At 64.6% G+C, this 19362-nt stretch carries 17 protein-coding genes; 6 read left to right on the top strand and 11 right to left on the bottom strand.

Translation table 11 applies throughout. The features are described 5' to 3' along the window. Positions 1-75: 75 nt before the first annotated feature. Both HBA99_RS18895 and HBA99_RS18900 read right to left on the bottom strand, forming a co-directional pair. Positions 76-597 carry a PH domain-containing protein gene (locus HBA99_RS18895; protein ID WP_420063463.1) on the bottom strand — a complete coding sequence of 174 codons (522 nt, stop codon included), beginning with the start codon at positions 595-597 and terminating at the stop codon, positions 76-78. Between the two features lie 2 nt (positions 598-599). Continuing rightward, a complete protein-coding gene (locus HBA99_RS18900; RefSeq protein WP_030096794.1) occupies positions 600-1055 on the bottom strand; it encodes a hypothetical protein in 456 nt (151 codons plus the stop codon). Between the two features lie 129 nt (positions 1056-1184). On the opposite strand from HBA99_RS18900, the gene HBA99_RS18905 reads away from it, so the two are divergent. Beyond that, entirely contained in the window at positions 1185-3197 is a 2013-nt protein-coding gene (locus HBA99_RS18905; RefSeq protein WP_070952104.1) for an SDR family oxidoreductase, read from the top strand. Here HBA99_RS18905 and HBA99_RS18910 read toward each other — a convergent pair. Next, complete coding sequence (locus tag HBA99_RS18910) at positions 3175-4497, bottom strand: flavin monoamine oxidase family protein (RefSeq protein WP_337251453.1); 1323 nt, start codon at positions 4495-4497, stop codon at positions 3175-3177. The genes HBA99_RS18905 and HBA99_RS18910 overlap by 23 nt on opposite strands. Positions 4498-4634: 137 nt before the next feature. Between HBA99_RS18910 and HBA99_RS18915 the strand changes: the two genes are divergently transcribed. Beyond that, on the top strand, positions 4635-5666 hold the full coding sequence (locus tag HBA99_RS18915; protein WP_070922914.1) for a nucleoside hydrolase: 1032 nt from the start codon (positions 4635-4637) through the stop codon (positions 5664-5666). Between the two features lie 14 nt (positions 5667-5680). Here HBA99_RS18915 and HBA99_RS18920 read toward each other — a convergent pair whose 3' ends face one another. After that, a complete protein-coding gene (locus tag HBA99_RS18920) occupies positions 5681-7201 on the bottom strand; it encodes a DNA polymerase Y family protein (RefSeq protein WP_235886613.1) in 1521 nt (506 codons plus the stop codon). A gap of 70 nt (positions 7202-7271) precedes the next feature. Further along, positions 7272-8006 (bottom strand): hypothetical protein, encoded by a 735-nt coding sequence (locus tag HBA99_RS18925; RefSeq protein ID WP_070950990.1) that lies wholly within the window; start codon positions 8004-8006, stop codon positions 7272-7274. A 131-nt stretch (positions 8007-8137) separates the two neighbouring features. On the opposite strand from HBA99_RS18925, the gene HBA99_RS18930 reads away from it, so the two are divergent. Continuing rightward, on the top strand, positions 8138-9193 hold the full coding sequence (locus tag HBA99_RS18930) for an SMI1/KNR4 family protein (RefSeq protein WP_070950694.1): 1056 nt from the start codon (positions 8138-8140) through the stop codon (positions 9191-9193). On the opposite strand, the gene HBA99_RS18935 is transcribed toward HBA99_RS18930, so the two are convergent. Both HBA99_RS18935 and HBA99_RS18940 read right to left on the bottom strand, forming a co-directional pair. Beyond that, complete coding sequence (locus HBA99_RS18935; protein WP_191985278.1) at positions 9190-9828, bottom strand: response regulator; 639 nt, start codon at positions 9826-9828, stop codon at positions 9190-9192. The two genes, HBA99_RS18930 and HBA99_RS18935, sit on opposite strands and share 4 nt — an antisense overlap. A gap of 2 nt (positions 9829-9830) precedes the next feature. After that, a complete protein-coding gene (locus tag HBA99_RS18940) occupies positions 9831-11102 on the bottom strand; it encodes an ATP-binding protein (RefSeq protein ID WP_232785606.1) in 1272 nt (423 codons plus the stop codon). A 92-nt stretch (positions 11103-11194) separates the two neighbouring features. Here HBA99_RS18940 and HBA99_RS18945 point away from each other — a divergent pair, with 92 nt between their 5' ends. Next, positions 11195-12337: a PspC domain-containing protein gene (locus HBA99_RS18945; protein ID WP_046254591.1), complete on the top strand. Its 1143-nt coding sequence runs from the start codon at positions 11195-11197 to the stop codon at positions 12335-12337. Next, positions 12330-12614: a hypothetical protein gene (locus HBA99_RS18950; RefSeq protein WP_070922915.1), complete on the top strand. Its 285-nt coding sequence runs from the start codon at positions 12330-12332 to the stop codon at positions 12612-12614. Before HBA99_RS18945 ends, HBA99_RS18950 begins: the two co-directional genes overlap by 8 nt. A 5-nt stretch (positions 12615-12619) precedes the next feature. Here the strand turns inward: HBA99_RS18950 and guaA are convergent, their stop codons facing one another. From guaA to guaB, 4 genes are all read right to left on the bottom strand, one after another. Beyond that, positions 12620-14188 (bottom strand): glutamine-hydrolyzing GMP synthase, encoded by a 1569-nt coding sequence (guaA, locus tag HBA99_RS18955; RefSeq protein WP_030096784.1) that lies wholly within the window; start codon positions 14186-14188, stop codon positions 12620-12622. 45 nt (positions 14189-14233) lie between these two features. Continuing rightward, positions 14234-15991: an FAD-dependent oxidoreductase gene (locus HBA99_RS18960; protein WP_070947659.1), complete on the bottom strand. Its 1758-nt coding sequence runs from the start codon at positions 15989-15991 to the stop codon at positions 14234-14236. A gap of 92 nt (positions 15992-16083) precedes the next feature. Beyond that, positions 16084-17220, bottom strand: coding sequence for a GuaB3 family IMP dehydrogenase-related protein (locus HBA99_RS18965; protein ID WP_030096782.1), 1137 nt, complete (start codon positions 17218-17220; stop codon positions 16084-16086). A 26-nt stretch (positions 17221-17246) separates the two neighbouring features. Beyond that, entirely contained in the window at positions 17247-18782 is a 1536-nt protein-coding gene (guaB, locus tag HBA99_RS18970; protein ID WP_030096781.1) for an IMP dehydrogenase, read from the bottom strand. 163 nt (positions 18783-18945) lie between these two features. Between guaB and HBA99_RS18975 the strand changes: the two genes are divergently transcribed. Continuing rightward, positions 18946-19350 (top strand): DUF5319 domain-containing protein, encoded by a 405-nt coding sequence (locus HBA99_RS18975; protein WP_005056069.1) that lies wholly within the window; start codon positions 18946-18948, stop codon positions 19348-19350. Positions 19351-19362: the final 12 nt, after the last annotated feature.

Genomic DNA, 19362 nt, shown 5'->3' on the forward strand with positions numbered 1-19362 from the left:
AGAACATATTTAGTTCGCGACAGCGAGGCGATGCTAACACTCACGACCACGCAGTGGGCCTGGAACAACGTCACATCATTGGTAGACCGAAGCCTCGTCCACCAGCCCAAACAGCTTCTCGACAACATCATGTGCGGTCGCCGCATCCAGCCCCACGATCCGCAGCTCGCCCTGATCTGCGCGCACCACCACCATCGCCAACCCCAACACACGCGACAGCGGATCTTGCCGCAGTTCCACCGTTCGCACCAGTGCGAACGGGATGACCCAGAAAAACCTGAGCCACAACGTCTTCGATGCGATATACAGCAGATCGTCATCCAGGACACCCCACCGATATGCGCGATAACGCTGCAGCGGGCGAAGCACCACCCACGCCAGCGCACCGCAGATGCACAGCAGCCCCAACACGCCCGCGACATGTTCCAGCGGCGTGCTGGCGTGGGCCGGCGGCGCCGTCACCGCCCACACCGCCGCCACCGCGACAACCAGCGGACTACATGCCAATGCGTACTGGATGGCCCAGAGCACGGGAGCCGACCTGCTGGCAACGACTCCCACCGGCATCACGGAAGTCGTAGGGGTCGTGTCGATCACCGCTACTCCCCCACTACCGGAGCGAACCGGCGCATCCATATCTGCCGTACCGCAATGGCCGCAAGCACGAACACCAGCACCGCGGTCGGCGACCAGGCGATCGTACTGTCGAGCCCACCGAACGCATAGGTGATCAGACACAACGAAAGGAACGGCACGGCCACCGACACCACGGCCGTCCACCTCCGAACGACGGCCAATTCGACGATGGCCGCGACCACCACGACACCAAAGGCGATCCATACGACCACGCCCACCAACTGCACGGCAGCTGGACTGAACGGCACATAGTCGGCGTATCGGCGCGGCATGCCGTCGGTGAGCGGGGTATAGGCAGTCCACCCGTAATCCCAGCCCCGCAGGTTCAACCCCCTGTTCACCAAGGCGGCTACCACGAACGTCCACCAGGCAGCATTGCCCGTGACGCGCGCAGCACGGAACACCCGAACGCGTGACATTCCTGGAGTATCCCCCATGGCTAACTCCCCAATGACGAACTTGTCACACATCGTTGACGAAATACCCCAAAACGGCAACGATGACTCCAAACGGGCCGATAAGCGGCCTAACAGTCTCAGGGGTAGCACGTGAAATACATCGTCACCGGCGGCACCGGATTCATCGGACGGCGGATTGTGACCCGAATCCTGGAGACCCAGCGCAATGCGGAAGTCGCCGTTCTGGTGCGGCGCGAGTCCCTGTCACGGTTCGAAAAGCTCGCCGAACAATGGGATGACCGCGTACAGCCGCTGGTGGGTGACCTCACCCAGGCCGATCTCGGCCTGCCCACCGAGGGAGATCCGGTCACCGCCGATCACATCGTGCACTGTGCCGCGATCTATGACATCACCGTGGACGACAAGGCACAGCGCGCCGCGAACGTCGAGGGCACGCGGTCGGTCATCGGACTGGCCAAACGCACCGGCGCCACCCTGCACCACATCTCCTCCATCGCGGTCGCGGGAAGTTACCAGGGCGAGTTCACCGAAGAAGACTTCGACGTCAACCAGGACCTGCCGACGCCGTATCACCAGACCAAGTTCGAGGCCGAACTGCTCGTGCGCTCGGAACCCGGTCTGCGCTACCGGATCTACCGGCCCGCCGTCGTTGTCGGCGATTCCAAGACCGGCGAGATGGACAAGATCGACGGTCCGTACTACTTCTTCGGAATTCTGGCCAAGCTCGCGCGCCTGCCCCGGTTCACCCCGATGATGCTGCCCAAGGCGGGACGCTCCAACATCGTTCCGGTCGACTACGTCGTCGATGCGACCGTCGAGCTGATGCACCAGGAGGGCCGCGACGGGCAGGCCTTCCACCTGACCAACCCCGAGGTGACCTACCTGCGGGACATCTACTCCGGCATTGCCCCTGCCGCGGGCCTGCCGCCCGTGCGCGGGTCGCTTCCCCACGCCATCGCCACCCCGTTCCTGAATGCGCGCGGCACGCTCAAGGTCTGGCGCAACATGGTGGTCACCCAACTCGGCATCCCGCCCGAGGTCATCGACATCACCGAGATCATGCCCACCTTCGTCTCCGAATCCACACAGGAAGCCCTACGCCCCAGTGGAATTACGGTTCCCCCATTCGGCAGCTACGCCGGCAAGCTCTACCAGTACTGGCGCAAGAACCTCGACCCCGAGCGATACCGCCGCGACGATCCCGCCGGGCCATTGGTGGGCCGGCACGTCATCATCACCGGGGCATCCAGCGGTATCGGACGGGCCGCGGCCATCGCCGTCGCCCAGCGCGGCGGCATCGTTTTCGCGGTGGCGCGTGATGCCGAGGCGCTCGACAGCCTGGTCGCGGAGATCCGTGAGGACGGCGGGCAGGCGTATTCATTCCGCTGCGATCTGACCGACTACTCGGCCGTGGACGACACGGTCAAGAGCATCCTCGGCCAGTTCGGGCATGTGGACTACTTGGTGAACAACGCCGGTCGCTCCATTCGCCGCTCGGCGATAAACACGGTCGATCGGTTCCATGACTACGAGCGGGTCATGGCGATCAACTATTTTGGCGCTGTGCGGCTGGTGCTGGCGCTTCTTCCCCATTGGCGGGAAAGGAAATTCGGCCACGTCGTCAACGTCTCGACGGCCGGTGTGCAGACCCGTAATCCCAAGTACGCGTCGTACATCCCCACCAAGGCGGCACTGGATGCCTTCTCCGATGTGGTCGCGACCGAGACGGTGTCGGATCACATCACTTTCACCAATATCCATATGCCATTGGTGAAGACGCCGATGATTCAGCCTTCTCACAAACTGAATGTGGTGCCGGGACTCACCCCAGAACACGCCGCTGCCATGGTGATTCGCGGTCTCGTCGAAAAGCCGACCCGCATCGATCATCCGATGGGCACCTACGCCGACATCGGCAGGTACATGACACCGAAGTTGACCCGCCGGATCATGCACCAGATGTATCTGGCATATCCCGATTCTCGGGCCGCTCGCGGCCTTGAGCCGGTCGACGAACGTCAGGATGTTTCGACCTCGCGCCGCCGCCCCAGGGCCGCCAAACGTGTTGCGGCCGTGCCAAAGCTGCGTGTTCCGGGCCCCGTGATGAGGGCGGTACGCCTCATTCCCGGAGTGCATTGGTGACCTCCCGGGCCGCCCGGGTGCCCGCCTCGATGGCACCATCCAGGTAGCCCGGGTGGTCGTGCGCCGTTTCGGTACCCGCCCAATGAATATCGCCCAGGGGCGCCGACGGGAGCGGCAACTGTTCGGTGAATCCGATATCGGGCAAAGCCATGTATCCGCCTCCGGCATGTTCGTCGAGGTGCCAGGACTTCTCGTGCCAGCCTGCCGGTTCGAGAACCTCCGGACCGACATGCTCGGAGAGTGAGCCGAGCACCGCGCGGCGACGGCCGGCGGTGTCGAGCCCATCAAGTTCACGCGCCTCGGGACCGGCGACAAGCACGCACAGGTGGCCTGGACCGCCCGGAGCGGTGGTATCGAAGACTGCCCGGCCCGGGCCGTCGAGAACCATGAACTCGCCGCCGGATCGCTCTCGCCAGAAAGGGTTCTCGTACACGGCGATCGCCTTGTATACCGACCCCATGTACATGTTCTGCTGCATCTGTACACGCTCGGCCGGAAGCTGCGGGCTGAAGGTGATGCGGGCCGCCGTGGGCGGCGGCGCGGTGACAATGACCTTCGTGGCGTGCACCTGACCCGAGGCTGTGTCGAGGGTGACTCCGTGTTCATTCCGGCTGACCGAAGTAACGCGGTGTCCCAGCTTCACTCGGGGCCCCAGTTCGGCGGCCAGACTTTCCACGAGCGCACCCGCCCCTTCGACGAGTAGGGAGTCCTGCGCGCCGCCCTTGGTCGACAGCATGGTCCGCAGACCACCTTGATGCCGGATCATCGAGATCATCGCGGGGATGGGCATCCGGTCCAGGTCCGCCGTCCAGGAGATCAAAGCGATGACCTCAAGTAACCGCCGGGTGGTGTGGCCGGGCACCTTGCGCAGCCATTCGGCCGCGCTGGTCGCGTGCCAGCGCTTCGGCGTCCTCAGACGCGAGAACACCTCCAGGCCGGTGAGAATGAGCACGCTCGGCAGTAGGGACGGGATCTTCACGCGGCGGGGTCCGTCGATCACCGCGGGCAGCGGACCCGTGTGCATGGGGAACTGAGTAAGGCCGAGTTCGGCGGCAAGCCCCATGACGCGGTGGTGATCATGGCCAATCCACTGGCCGCCTAAGTCCAGCCGTGAGCCCAGCACCGTGGTCTCTCCCATGACCCGCCCACCGATACGGTCCGCCGCCTCCAGCACAATCACGTCGACGCCCTGCCTGTGCAGTGCGCGGGCAGCCGTCAGACCCGACAGCCCGGCACCCACAACCGCCACAGTGGTCGTCTGCGGTAACTCGTCCTGATGCATCCCACACTCCGTCCTCACCGACCGCCCGGCGATAGACCGGATGCCCTGAAAGCAATACTAGCCATAGATTCAGTCAGTCGTATGACTTTGATGTGCCGGTGCTCTACCGCTTGTCGTATCCGTACACGGAGCTAACTGACGGTAGGTTGACGTCCATGGTTCCCGTTTTTGCCGACGTTGATACCGGAGTCGATGACGCACTGGGATTGATCTTTCTCCTCGCTAGCGAGGATGTGGAGATTGTCGGCATCGCCTCTACTGCGGGCAATGTCTCGGTGGACCATGTTTGCGCGAACAACCTGGGCCTGCTGGAGCTATGCAAGGCCCCGCAAATCCCGGTGTCCAAGGGCGTCGCCGAGCCGTTGAGCGCGGCACTGCGCACCGCCGAAGACACCCACGGACCCACCGGCCTCGGATATGCCGCACTGCCGGATTCCACCCGCACGCTCACCGATTACGACGCGGCCGAGGCCTGGGTGCGGGCGGCACGCGCACACCCCGGTGAGCTGGTGGGCCTGGCGACCGGCCCGCTCACCAACCTGGCGCTGGCCCTGCGCACCGAACCCGAGTTGCCCAAACTCCTCAAACGGCTCGTGATCATGGGCGGCTCCTTCGACTACCCGGGCAACACCACACCGGTGGCGGAATGGAATGTCGTAGTCGACCCGGGTGCGACGGCAGAGGTGTACGCCGCCTGGGGAGCATCTGGCGTACAAGAACTTCCGATCGTGTGCGGCCTGAATCTCACCGAGACCATCGCCATGACACCGGAACATCTGATCAGACTGGCCGAGGCCGCGGGCGCCATCACCACCCCCCTGTCGGTGCTCGATCTTCCATCCAGCCGTTCGTCGGCGAACAACTCGCTGCTGCAGTTCATCGAAGATGCCGTGCGTTTCTATTTCGAGTTCCACATGAAGCAAGACGAAGGCTTCTTGGCGCACATGCACGATCCGTTCGCCGCCGCAGTCGCGCTGGAGCCATCACTGGTCCAAACCCGCTCCGCTACTGTCGATGTCGAGCTGACCGGTGATCTGACCCGCGCCATGACCATCGCGGACTGGAAGGGGCAGTGGGGCCAGAAACCCAACGCGCAGATCGCGGTGGAAACCAACCCCGAGGTGTTCTTCGAGCGATTCATCGAACGAGTCAGCGTCTTCGCGCGAAGGTTTGACGGCGCGCGCTAATTCCGGCGAGGCCGTCATTCATAAACGCCCTCCACATACCACCGCTGCCGCCGAAAATGCAGGAGCAGCGCCTGACCACCGCCCTTGCCTTCCAGCAGCACTTGGGCCCGGGCGGCCACCGATGCCCGGGTAGGAGTCGGTTCCCGTTCCTCCCACCATCGCTCATCGATCGGCCATGGCCCTGCCCACCAACTCAACTCCCAACGGCCATCGCCCCGCCGGACCCTGGCCGGTTCCCCCGAGAACATTCCCCGCCCGGTCACCGTCACCGGCGCTCCATCGACATCCAACAGCTCCACCGGTTCGCCATCCTCACCGAGCAGCACCGCAGGAGCCGGATCGGGCAGCCTCCCGGGCCACGGCGCATCAGGATCGGCCCGCGGTCGCAACTCATCCCCTAAGGGCACCAAAGTAATTCGTTCGGCTGGGCCCCGCCCACCGCTGACCACTCCCACCTGTACCGACTCCTCTCCCAACAGATCCTGAACTCGTGTCAATGCGCGGCGGGCCCGCTGGCGTTCCTCGGCGCCCACCGCTCCCCACAACGTCAACTGCAGCGCTTCGGCGGCCACCACTTCGACCGGCTCCAACCGCAACATCGCCACCGGCCCATCCAGAGACCGGCGCCGGGCAAGCCAGCCGTCAAGCTGCCAGCGGACCCGGTCGGCCGTCGCCTCCTCGGTGAGCGGCTCGGCACACCGCCACACCCGCGACAGCTCCTGGCCGTCCACCGTCACCGCGTGAATGGCCAACCGGGAGCAGGCCACTCCTGCCGAGGACAGCACCTCGTGCAGGCTCATCGCCAGCGTGCGTCCCGCGAAAGCCGCCGCATCCACCCGGTCGATCGGCGGATCGCACGGCAGCGCGACTCCCAGCTCCGCCGGGACCGCATGCCCCGAGGGAGGACGCTGCGATTCGGCTCGCGCATGGCGGTGCGCCTGTACCGCGTCATCGTCGAACCGTGAGGCGACATCGGACCGCGCTAGTTCCGCGAAGGCACCCATGGTGCGTATTCCCATGCGCCACAGCAGATCAACCAAGTCTTCACGCTGCGGATGGCACAGGCTGGGTTCGGCGGCCATCTCTTTGATCGACAAGGACGCCAGGAACTCCGCATCCCCACCGGGCGGTACCAGTGCCGCATGCCGCGCGGCGTACACCGCCGTGGACATCTGATCGGCGATGCCCACCTGACATTCGGCCCCGGCCACCGACACCGCATCGGCCAGCCGCTCGGCCGCGGTCTGCTCGCTGCCGAAATACCGGGCCGCACCGGCCACCGGAAGCGCCATCAGCCCCGGGCGCAAAATCTCGGCCCCCGGCACCAGGTCATCCACCGCGGCGATCATCGGCTCGAAAAACCGCGCATCGCGATCGACATCGGCCACCGCGATATGCAGCTGTGGACAACGGGCCTGGGACTCGCGGCGGCGCATACCCCGGCGGACTCCCAGCGCCCGCGCGGCGGCAGTGCACGCGGTGACCCTGTTGGCCAGGGTCACCGCCACGGGCCGGGTGGCAGGAAGGTCGGCCATCGCCGCAGCGGCCACCGCCGGCCAATCCGGGCACCAAATCGCCAGCACCCGTGGAGCTTTACGCTGTCGTTTAGGCGGACCTGATCGAGCCACGGCTGCCACACACCTCCCCGGCAGCTCTTGAGCTGGACGTCGCCGCCCCGGCGGCTCTGGACGCCCTGCGCCCCGTTGCCCGGACCGTCGTCCGCACGCCACGAATTCGGCCCAGGCCACAGGCGGACACCCCGTCATAGCCGGTTACCCGGGCCTGCAACCGCACCGCGGCGCCTTCCCAGTCCCCCTCGGCAACCAACAGCGTGCATCCGTTGCTGTGCGCCCGGGCCACCATCGCGCGCGCCGACGTCGAGGTCACCTTTCGTCCCCCCAGACCCAGCACCACCAGATCCATCCCGTCCATAAGCACCGAGGCCACCTCCACCGCACTCAGACCCGGGCGAGGAATCAACGCCAAACGGCTCAGGTCCGCTCCCTTTTCCACCGCCGCCAGCACACTCACCTCCGGCATACCCACAATCGCGGCGTACCCGCCCGCCGCGGTCACCGAAGCCACCACATCCAAGGGCAACGACCGGGCCCCGCTGGCCACCGCGACCGTGCCGCGCCGCAACACGTGCCCTATCGAGCTGGCCAGCGCATCGGATACCGGCAGCAAAGATTGAGCATCCGGTAACGCTTCGTGAAACCGCCCCGCCGATGACCTGTCTCCGCCAACCTTTCCCGATATCGCAGCCATCTGCTGCCGGAGCTTTTGTAGCTGGTCAGCACGGTTCACCAGCATCTCGTCGGCGGCCGTCACTGCCGTCACAACCGCACCTCCAGACACACTCGACTAGAACATATGTTCGATAGAACGAGTAAACACCCACCCCCCGACAACCGTCAACACACGATTAGTACCCTGACAGCCAGCAAACTAGATCTAACGGGGTGGTTGACATGAGTGACGAACCGCAGTCCCATGAGGTACGCGCCCTCGTCGAGGGATACCTCCACGCAATCAACACCTCTGATACCGAAGGCCTGAAGAAGCTATCGATCGGTCCAGCGTTGGAAGAACTTTCACCCAACTACAAAGGCGTGCCCGGCAAGCAGCCGTACTGGCGCCACCTGATGATCCGCACGGAGAAAGACAATCCGTGTCACATCAAAACATTCAAAGTTTTGGCACACGGCCCAGAGCACATCGTCGTGGAGGTATACACCGAGTTTGCAGATCAGCGTGAAAAGACGTACTACCTGCCCGGCACTTGGGTCAGGTATGACGTCGCCTCGGTACGCGGCAGGTGGAAGATCGAACTGATCCGGGATTTCGACGATCACAACTTCCATTGGCGCAAACAAGGCACCCTATTTCTTCGCGTTCCGGAATCCTGTGGCTTTCGCGCCCTGGGAGAAACGGCACCACACGCACTGAACAACAACGGAAGTCTGCAGGTCACCTTCGATCTTGGTTCCGTCATCGCGGCCGGGAGACCCGCCATGCTTCCCGGTGAACTTGGTTTTGCGTATACCGTGCCAGTGCTCTCCAACGGGAAGAAGCCACTACCACTATCGGCGCTCAACGAAGCCGCACTGAAGGAATATCCGCACCTCACATACCGCAGAGGGTACCTAGAGGCAGAAATCGATACGGTAGAAGAGGCCATGGGGTGGCCAGTCCCCGAACTATGGCGTCAATATCTCACCAGCACAACCATTCTCCAGAATGGCTGTCTAGACACCGATGATTACATCGATATCTACGCCCCTGCTCAAATCGTCTCTCTAACTCAGGCCTGTGCCGATGGCGGCGCCCACAACCCAGGGTATCTACATGTGGCGGCAGCTGGCGGGGGCGATATCGCCATCGATACCCGTAACCCGAACGGACCCACGTATTTGATGTATGCCTCGGAAGGCTGGGAATACCTGCAAGTTCAGACCAACACGCTCAACGAATTTATCGACCAACTGGAATCCCGAACCTTCAAACTCCGGTTCGACGAGACCTAGTCGAGCTGGCGAGTGTGCGCCCAGCGGGTCAACGCGTTGCGATTGGACTGCTGGGTCTTACGCAGCACATTAGAGGCGTGCGTCTCCACCGTCTTGACCGAGATCACCAGATCCTCGGCAATCTCCCGGTAGGTGTATCCGCGGGCCAGGAGCCGCAGCACCTCAAGCTCGCGTGGGGTCAACGAATCCAGCTCCGGATCCAGTGCCGGCTCTGGGGTATTCGACCGCCCGGTGAACGAATCGAGCACGAATCCGGCAAGCCGCGGACTGAACACCGCATCCCCACCCGCCACCCGACGCACGGCCTCGGCAAGCTCACTTCCCGAAATCGTCTTGGTGACATAGCCTCTGGCTCCCGCACGAATCACCGCGATGACATCCTCGGCGGCATCCGACACACTGAGCGCAAGAAAGACCGGCCCCGAGCCGCCGACTCCGTTGATGACGGCGACCCCACCGCCGGAGGGCATGTGCACATCGAGCAACACCACATCCGGTGCACTGGAACGTATTCCGGCGACCGCCTCGACAACCGAACCGGCCTCGCCCACGATCTCGATATCCGATTCACCGGCCAGCTCCGCCCGCACCCCGGACCGGAACACCCCGTGATCGTCGACCAGGAATACCCGCAGCATCACTCTTCTTTCTCGTCGACGTCGTAGGGCTTGTACGGCATGGTAATTCGCACCTCAGTGCCCTTGCCGATCTCCGACTTGATCTGCACCTGCCCACCCCGGCGCATCACCCTGGCTTTGATGGAGCGTGCGATGCCCTGCCGGTCCTGTGGCACCGCCTCCAGACCAAACCCCTTGCCCCGATCCCTGACGAAAACACTGATCTGGCCGGGTTCCACCTCGGCATACAGGTTGATATCCGATTGGCCGGAATGCTTGGCAGCATTGACGAGTGCTTCACGGGTTGCCCCGACCAGCGCTCGTCTGGTCTCGGGTTCCAGAGAGAGGTCGGCATCACCGACGATCACCGAACTGACCACCACGGTGTGTGCATCCTCCACCTCTCCGGCCACGGTGCGTAGCTCCTGCGCCAGAGACGAGTCCGAGGACACCCCCGCGGAGAACAACCAGCTGCGCAATTCGCGTTCCTGGCTGCGAGCCAGCCGCAGTACCTCGCCGGGGTTGTCTGTGCGCTTCTGGATCAGTGCCAGCGTCTGCAGCACCGAATCGTGGAGGTGCGAGGCGATCTCTTCCCGCTCTTCGGTACGTATGCGCGCGGCACGCTCGGCACCGAGGGCACGCCACAACCGCAACCACAACGGCACCGTCAGCAGCATTGCGCCCACCAGGGTGGCCGCGATCGCCACCAACGAGTCGCGTAGCGAGGACAGATCAACATTGCGCAAGACCACCACCGCGATCCCGCCGAAGACCAGTGCAGCACCGGCAATCACCCGGACCAAGGTCAATAGCGACGATTTGCCCGACTCTCCCAGCACGGCCGAACTCGGCCCCTGCGAATCGAATTCGCGCCACACCACGGCGAGCCCGACCAGTGCCAGCACGATGGGGAAAACCAGTGCCGCCGTCGAACCACTGACCGTCGACATCAAGATGATCAGCGCGGCAAGACTCAACAGCAATAGCCCCGTCGCCCGCCTGCGGTCCGTCGCACTGACAGCGGCGACGTCGTCGCCCGGCGGCATCAGCAGCCACAGCAGCCCGTACGCCGCGATGCCCATTCCGCTGGCAGCGCCAAGCACTGCGAAGGCCAACCGCACCCGAAATACCGGAACGTCGAGATGATCGGCGAGCCCCCCGGCGACCCCGGCGATTACCCGGCCACCGGTACGCCGACGCAAGGGCGGGGCGGCAGTCAGCCGATTCCCGCTGGCGAAGGCATTCCGAAACGTGGGACTCACCTCTGCGATACTGCCATGGCAAAGCTCCATAGGGCATCGGGCTTATCCCTGAACCCCTGCCTTGCAAAGATCAGGGTGAATCCTGATGGCGGACATGCCCGCGACTGGGCAACATAGCTGTCATGGACACGGATACCACCACCAAACGGACGCCGTCCTCCACGCTCGGAGACATGTGGCGCACGCGGCCGTTGCGGCTGCCCGGGCACGGCAAGCTGGCAGGCGTTGCCGCGGGAATCGGCTACCGGTATAACGTGGACCCGCTGCTGGTGCGCGTAATCTTCGTGGTCACAACAATTTTCGGCGGGGCAGGTGCCATCATGTATGTGGCGTGCTGGCTGCTGATGCCTACCGCCCGCTACACCACTCCGTACCACGAGTCCAAGGTGAAGATGGTCTTCTGGATCATCGTCCTGCTGCTTGTCGGGGGACCCTTCATCGACCCCGACCGCGATCCCTGGGGATTCGTCAGTGCCGTTGTCCTGCTCGGGGGCTGGTATCTGCTCTATCAGCGCCAGACCGAAACCCCACCACCTCCGGCGAGTTCGACGACGCAGCCCGGCCCGGCCGAAGATGGCGAACCGAACAGCCATACCGCGGCCACCAGCCCTCTCTTACCGCCTCCTCCACCCAACTGGGATCCACTGCGGGCGGCCCCTTTCGCCTGGGATCTACCCGATCCGGCTCCCCTGCCGGCGCCTCCGGCCAAGCCCAAGTCGCCCGTACCCAAGGTAACCATCGGCGCGGCACTCATCGTCAGTGCTCTGCTCGTGGCCATCGGACTGCTGGGCGCCAACTGGGTGACACCCGTCGTGGTCGCGGCAGCGGCACTGGTCGTCCTCGGGGTGGGCTTGCTGGTGGGTGCATGGCTTCGCAGCGGCTACTCACTGCTCTTTCTGGCGATACCGCTGGCCGGGTTCGTCGTCGTAGCATCCTCGATCGGTCCGCTCGAGGTGTCACTCAACGTCGGCGACCAAAATTACCGTGTCACAGAGGCTTCCGATATCGAGGAGTACTACGAGGTCGGCGTCGGCACGATCACCCTTGACCTCACGCAGGTCACGCTCACCAACGATAAAACGGTTTACCTCGACGTCGGGATGGGCGATATACAGGTGCTCGTTCCCCCTTCGATGAATGTACGCACCTCGTGCGAGGTGGGCATGGGCAGCTTCGATTGCCTGCCCTCACCCAAGGGTGTCGGCCCCGTCCTGACGATCAACGCAACGGCAAATGTAGGAAGCATTGAGGTGCAACGTGTCTGAGAACATCGACGAACCAACGACCGGCACCGACAATGAGCTCACCGCGGAAAATTCCGTGGAGACGACACCGGAGGCCGATGCCGAAGAGAAGGGCAGACCATCCATCCTGCTGGCACTGTCCGGGATGGTCGCCCTGCTCGTCGGAGGCTGGGCCCTGACCGGCCAGGACTTCGGAGCGCTAGTGCACAGCAATCTGCTCGGCTGGATCGCGATTGCCGTGGCGATCGCCATCGGCGTTGCGCTGGTGGCAGTTCCAACCCGCCGTAACCGAACCTAGGCAGCTCACTCCCATTCAATGGTGCCGGGCGGCTTGCTGGTGATATCCAGCACCACGCGGTTCACCTCGGGAACCTCGTTGGTGATCCGCGTCGAGATCCGCTCCAGCACCTCATACGGCAGGCGGGTCCAGTCAGCGGTCATCGCGTCCTCACTGGACACCGGACGCAACACGATCGGGTGCCCGTAGGTGCGTCCGTCGCCCTGCACCCCAACCGAACGCACATCGGCCAACAGCACCACCGGGCACTGCCAGATGTTGCGGTCCTGACCAGCGGCGGTAAGTTCCTCGCGCGCAATGGCATCGGCACGGCGCAGAGTATCCAACCGGTCGGAAGTAACCTCACCGACGATCCTGATGGCCAGCCCCGGCCCCGGGAACGGTTGGCGGCCAACGATTTCCTCGGGCAGACCCAGTTCACGGCCCACCGCACGGACCTCGTCCTTGAACAGCAGCCGCAGCGGTTCCACCAGGGTGAAGGTCAGATCTTCGGGGAGTCCGCCCACGTTGTGGTGGCTCTTGATGTTGGCAGTGCCACTGCCACCCCCGGATTCGACGACATCGGGGTACAGCGTGCCCTGCACCAGGAACTCGATACCGTCCTCCGAGTTACCGATCGCATCGGAGACGGCGCCCTCGAACGCCCGGATGAATTCACGGCCAATGATCTTGCGCTTGGTCTCCGGGTCGCTGACACCGGCGAGCTCACCCAGGAACTTTTCCGCGACATCGACAGTCACCAGCTTGGCGCCCGTGGCCGCCACGAAGTCGTGCTCCACCTGCGCCCGCTCGCCGCTGCGCAGCAGTCCGTGGTCGACGAACACACAGGTAAGCCTGTCGCCGATGGCGCGTTGCACCAGGGCCGCCGCCACCGCCGAGTCCACGCCGCCAGACAGCCCACACAGCGCACGCCCGTCTCCGATCTGCGCGCGCACCTGCTCGACCAGCGATTCGGCGATATTGGCTGCCGTCCATGTCGATTCGATGCCCGCGAACTCATGCAGAAAGCGGCTGAGCACCTGCTGTCCGTGCGGCGAATGCAGCACCTCCGGGTGGTACTGCACCCCGGCCAGGCGCCGCGCCCGATCCTCGAACGCTGCCACGGGAGCACCTTCGCTGCTGGCGACCACGGTAAAACCCTGGGGTGCTTCGGTTACCGCATCGCCGTGGCTCATCCACACGGGCTGAAGGCCGGGCAGGCCCTCATGCAGGTCTCCGCCCACGACCTTCAGCTCGGTGCGGCCGTACTCGCTGGTGCCGGTGTGTGCGACGGTTCCGCCGAGCACCTGCGCCATGGCCTGAAAGCCGTAGCAGATACCGAAAACCGGAACATCCAAGTCGAATACGGCGGGGTCGAGTTGAGGTGCACCCTCTTCGTAGACGCTCGACGGACCACCGGACAGGACGATAGCCCGAGGGTTGCGTTCCTTGATCTCGTCGATGCTCGCCGAGTGCGGGATCACCTCGGAGAACACCCGCGCCTCACGCACGCGCCGCGCGATCAGCTGCGCGTACTGTGCCCCGAAGTCAATGACCAGAACCGGTCGGTCGCCATGCTGCTCCGTTTGCGCCACCGGCTTAGCTTAGTGGCGCTGGGGCTACTTCCCGCTTGCGGGGGACTAGCTGACCGACCGCACCGGTTCGATCGGCAGACTCCGCAATGCACCGGGCGCACCTGCCGGGACGACGGGGTGCGACGGGGGCACCGCCGCCATCCGCTGATACGGCAGACCCTGCTCCGGTCGCAGATCCGTCTCGCCCTTGTTGGGCCACAACGACGCCGCTCTCTCGGCTTGCGCGGTGATGCTCAGCGATGGGTTGACACCCAGGTTGGCCGAGATGGCCGCACCGTCCACGACGTACATGGTCGGGTAGCCGTACACCCGGTGATACGGATCGATGACGCCGTCCTCCGGACTCGTCCCGATCACGGCCCCACCCAGGAAGTGCGCGGTCAGCGGGATGTTGAACAGCTCGCCCCAGGTGCCACCGGCCACACCGTCGATCTTGGCGGCCAGTCGCCTGGTGGCCTCGTTGCCCGCGGGAATCCAGGTGGGGTTGGGCTCGCCGTGGCCCTGCTTGCTGTCAAGCCGCCGCCAGAACAGCGTCTTCTTGGTGAAGGTGGTGATCGAGTTGTCTAGGTGCTGCATGACGAGGGCAATCACGGTGCGCTCGCTCCACTGCGTCACGTTGAGCATGCGCAAGGTGCCCCTCGGATCGGCACGGGCGGCCTCGATGAGCTGACGCCACCGCGACTTCTCCCCGTCTCCGTCGGTCATCAGGGTCTGCAATAGACCCATCGCGTTGGAGCCCTTGCCGTAGCGCACCGGCTCGATATGCGTATCGCTGGTCGGATGGAACGAGGACGTGATGGCCACTCCGTGGGTGAGGTCCAAATCGTCCTTGTACTCCAATCGGCCTGCACCGACGATGGATTCGGAGTTGGTCCGGGTCAGCACGCCCAGGCGCTGTGACAGCCGGGGCAGCAGACCCTTGTCCTTCATCTTGAACAGCAGGTTCTGGGTGCCCCAGGTACCGGCCGCCAGCACCACGTACTTGGCCGTGTAGGTCTTGCGCCGCTTGCGCACCCAGCGACCGGTGGTCTTGGTAGCGACTCGCCATATCCCGTCGGCGCCCTCCTCGACAGCCGTGACGGTGGTAAGCGGAATGACCTGGGCGCCAGAAGATTCGGCCAGTCCCAGATAGTTCTTGACGAGGGTGTTCTTGGCGCCGACCCGGCAACCGGTCATGCAGGAACCGCACTCGGTGCAGCCCACGCGGTCGGGTCCGGCGCCGCCGAAGTAGGGATCGGCCACCTTGATTCCGGGCGCCTTGGCGCCCTCGGGCCCGAAGTACACACCCACCGGGGTGGCGACGAAGGTGTCGCCGGCGCCCATGTCGTCGGCGACTTCCTTGATGAGCCGGTCCGCGTCGGTGAAGGTGGGGTTCTTCACCACACCGAGCATCCGCTGCGCCTGCTCGTAGTGCGGCGAAAGTTCGGAACGCCAGTCGGTGATGCCGCGCCACTGCGGATCGTTGAAGAACGGCTCCGGCGGCACATACAGGGTGTTGGCGTAGTTCAGCGATCCACCGCCCACCCCGGCACCCGCCAGGATCATGCAGTTGCTCAGCAGGTGGATCCGCTGAATCCCGAAGCACTTGAACATCGGCGCCCACAGGAACTTGCGCAGATTCCACGACGTCTCGGCGAACTCCTCGTCCGAGAACCGGCGGCCGGCCTCCAGGACGCCCACACGGTAACCCTTTTCGGTCAATCGCATGGCGGTGACGCTCCCGCCGAATCCGGATCCGACGATGAGGACGTCAAAGTCGGTATCTGCTTCAGCTTTCACAGGGACTGCTGCCGGTGATGACATCGTTGGCTACCTCCGCATGGTCACGTTACTGCCCAGTATGGAATACAACGAGGGGGGTAATGTAAATTAGGTCACCCTAAGTAGACACATGTCTAAGAGTTGACGGTCAGCCCGACCTTCTGAAATTCCTTCAGATCGCAGTATCCGGACTTCGCCATCGAACGACGGAGCCCACCAACAAGATTCAACGTGCCAAACGGGTCATCGGAAGGCCCGACGAGCACCTCGCTCAGCGGCGGCCGCTCCCCCACCGCCACCTGCAGCAGTGCGCCACGAGGCAGCGAGGGATGCGCGGCAGCATTCGGCCAGAACCACCCGTCACCGGCGGCCTCCTGGGCGGCGGCCAGCGGCGTCCCCAGCACGACGGCATCGGCACCGCAGGCGATGGACTTCGCGAGGTCACCCGAGGTGTGGATGTCGCCATCGGCCAGCACATGCACGTACCGGCCACCCGTCTCGTCGAGATACTCACGGCGGGCCGCAGCGGCGTCGGCGATGGCGGTGGCCATCGCGACACTGATGCCCAGCACCTCTCCGCTAGTCGTCGCACCCGCGGTCTGCCCGTACCCGACGATGACACCGGCAGCACCCGTGCGCATCAGATGCAGCGCCGTGCGGTGGTCGATAACGCCACCGGCGACGACGGGGATATCCAGCTCGGAGATAAAGGTTTTCAGGTTGAGCGGCTCGCCGTCACGGGCCACCCGCTCGGCCGAGACGATGGTGCCGTGGATGACCAGCAGGTCGATACCGGCAGAGATCAAGTGCGGGGTCAGCAGCTGCGCATTCTGCGGGCTCACCCGCACGGCGGTGGTCACTCCGGCACCGCGGACTTCGGCGATGGCCGTCGCCAGCAGCTCGGGATCGATTGGCGCCGAATGCAACTGCTGCAGCAGCCGAATCGCGGCGGAAGGCTCGGGCTCCTTCTGGGCTACCTCGACCACCTCGGCGATGCGGGCCTCGACATCGGCGTGCCGGCCCCACAATCCCTCGCCGTTGATGACGCCCAGCCCGCCGGCCCGCCCGAGTTCTATGGCGAATTGCGGCGAAACCAGCGCGTCGGTCGGGTGCGCCACCACCGGAATTTCGAAGCGGTAGGCATCGAGCTGCCACGCCGTCGACACGTCCTGCGAGGAACGCGTGCGGCGCGACGGGACAATGTTTACGTCATCGAGTTCATAGGTACGACGAGCTGTTCTGCCCATGCCGATTTCGACGAGGTCACGCATGTTGACTTCCTTTGCGGTGCCGACTGTTAACGCACGTAGTAGTTCGGCGCTTCGGCCGTCATGGTGATGTCATGCGGATGGCTCTCCTTGAGCCCGGCCGCGGTGATCTGTACGAACTGAGCGCGCTGCAGCTCTTCGATGCTCGACGCCCCGGTGTACCCCATGGCAGCACGCAGGCCGCCCGTCAATTGATGCATGACCGTCGACAGCGGACCGCGGAACGGAACCCGGCCCTCGATGCCCTCGGGCACCAGCTTGTCTTCGGACAACACGTCGTCCTGGAAGTAACGGTCCTTCGAGTAGCTCCGCCCGGTGTTCCCGGCCGCACCGCGTCCCTGCATGGCCCCCATGGACCCCATGCCGCGGTAGCTCTTGAACTGCTTGCCGTTGACGAAGATCAGTTCACCGGGCGACTCGGCGGTGCCCGCCAGTAGAGAGCCGAGCATCGTCGTGGACGCGCCGGCGGCAAGCGCCTTGGCGATATCGCCCGAATACTGCATGCCGCCGTCGGCGATCACCGGAACACCGGCCAGGTGGCAGACTGCCGAGGCCTCCAGGATCGCGGTGATCTGCGGTGCACCGACACCGGCCACCACACGGGTGGTGCAGATGGAGCCCGGGCCCACGCCGACCTTCACCGCGTCGGCGCCCGCTTCGATGAGCGCCGCGGCACCCGACCGGGTGGCGACGTTCCCGCCGACCACGTCGACGCGCTCGCCCACCTCGGCCTTGAGCTTGCCGACCATGTCCAGCACCTTGCGGTTGTGCGCGTGCGCGGTGTCCACGATCAGCACATCGACACCCGCGTCCACGAGCGCCATGGCTCGCGTCCAGGCGTCATCGCCCACACCGACCGCCGCGCCGACCAGAAGCCGTCCGTCGCTGTCCTTGGTGGCGTTGGGATGCTGCTCGGTCTTCGCGAAATCCTTGACCGTGATAAGGCCCGTCAGGCGGCCGTCGCCGTCGACGATGGGAAGCTTCTCGATCTTGTTGCGCCGCAACAGCCCCAGCGCAGCGTCGGCAGTCACGCCCTGGCGCGCGGTGATCAGCGGCGGCTTGGTCATCACCTCGGCGACCGGCTTGGACAGATCGGCCTCGAATCGCATGTCCCGGTTGGTGATGATCCCCACGAGTGCGCCCTGAGGATTCACCACCGGTAGACCAGAGATCCGGAACCGCGCACACAGCGCGTCGACCTCGGCGAGGGTGTTCTCGGGCGAGCAGGTCACCGGGTTGGTCACCATGCCGGCCTCGGACCGCTTGACGGTCTCGACCTGGCCGGCTTGATCCTCCAGCGACAGGTTGCGGTGCAGCACGCCCATCCCGCCGGCACGTGCCATCGCGATGGCCATCCGGGCCTCGGTCACGGTGTCCATTGCCGAGCTGACCAGCGGGACATTTAGCCTGATCCGCTTGGTCAGTTGAGACGAGGTGTCCGCACCGTTCGGCAACACATCCGATGCCGCGGGCAGCAACAGCACATCATCGAAGGTCAGACCGAGCATGGCGACCTTGTGCGGATCGTCGCCGCCGGTGTGGACGGACCCTGCCGCAATGGTCATTCAAGCCTCCATGCCAGATAGCCGTCGTATACATCCCCAGTGCGCTATGGATGCGCAATAGAGCGGATTATGTCCATCCTATCGGCTCGCGTCGTTCTCGATATCCCCGGACATGCCCCAGGTGAGCTGGCGCGCGAACCCGCGAATTGCGTACTCTAAGAGTGTGCGCGACCACTTTCCGCCGGGATTGCCACCTGACCCCTTCGCCGACGATCCCCATGATCCGTCGGCCGCGCTCGATGCGATCGAGCCGGGCCAGCCGCTCGACCCGCAGGAGCGGATCGCGGTCGAGGAAGATCTCGCCGATCTCGCGGTCTACGAGGCGCTACTCGCCCACAAGGGGATTCGCGGGCTGGTCGTTTGCTGTGACGAATGCCAGCAGGACCACTATCACGACTGGGACATGCTCCGCGCGAACCTGCTGCAGCTGCTCGTTGACGGAACCGTCCGTCCGCACGAACCGGCCTTCGATCCCGAGCCGGAAGCCTATGTGACCTGGGATTACTGCCGCGGATACGCGGACGCCTCACTCAACGAGGCAGCGACGGACCGCGACGGATTCCGCTGATTTAGCCGCTTT

Source organism: Mycobacteroides chelonae, assembly GCF_016767715.1.
In the GTDB taxonomy this organism is placed as follows: Bacteria; Actinomycetota; Actinomycetes; order Mycobacteriales; family Mycobacteriaceae; genus Mycobacterium; species Mycobacterium gwanakae.

Bases quoted from the DNA above. Each gene is read 5' to 3' on its own strand.
- HBA99_RS18900 (WP_030096794.1), bottom strand. From the start codon at position 1,055: ATGTCACGCGTTCGGGTGTTCCGTGCTGCGCGCGTCACGGGCAATGCT.
- HBA99_RS18915 (WP_070922914.1), top strand. From the start codon at position 4,635: ATGGTTCCCGTTTTTGCCGACGTTGATACCGGAGTCGATGACGCACTG.
- HBA99_RS18920 (WP_235886613.1), bottom strand. From the start codon at position 7,201: ATGGCCGACCTTCCTGCCACCCGGCCCGTGGCGGTGACCCTGGCCAAC.
- HBA99_RS18930 (WP_070950694.1), top strand. From the start codon at position 8,138: ATGAGTGACGAACCGCAGTCCCATGAGGTACGCGCCCTCGTCGAGGGA.
- HBA99_RS18940 (WP_232785606.1), bottom strand. From the start codon at position 11,102: ATGGAGCTTTGCCATGGCAGTATCGCAGAGGTGAGTCCCACGTTTCGG.
- HBA99_RS18945 (WP_046254591.1), top strand. From the start codon at position 11,195: ATGGACACGGATACCACCACCAAACGGACGCCGTCCTCCACGCTCGGA.
- HBA99_RS18960 (WP_070947659.1), bottom strand. From the start codon at position 15,991: ATGTCATCACCGGCAGCAGTCCCTGTGAAAGCTGAAGCAGATACCGAC.
- HBA99_RS18965 (WP_030096782.1), bottom strand. From the start codon at position 17,220: ATGCGTGACCTCGTCGAAATCGGCATGGGCAGAACAGCTCGTCGTACC.
- guaB (WP_030096781.1), bottom strand. From the start codon at position 18,782: ATGACCATTGCGGCAGGGTCCGTCCACACCGGCGGCGACGATCCGCAC.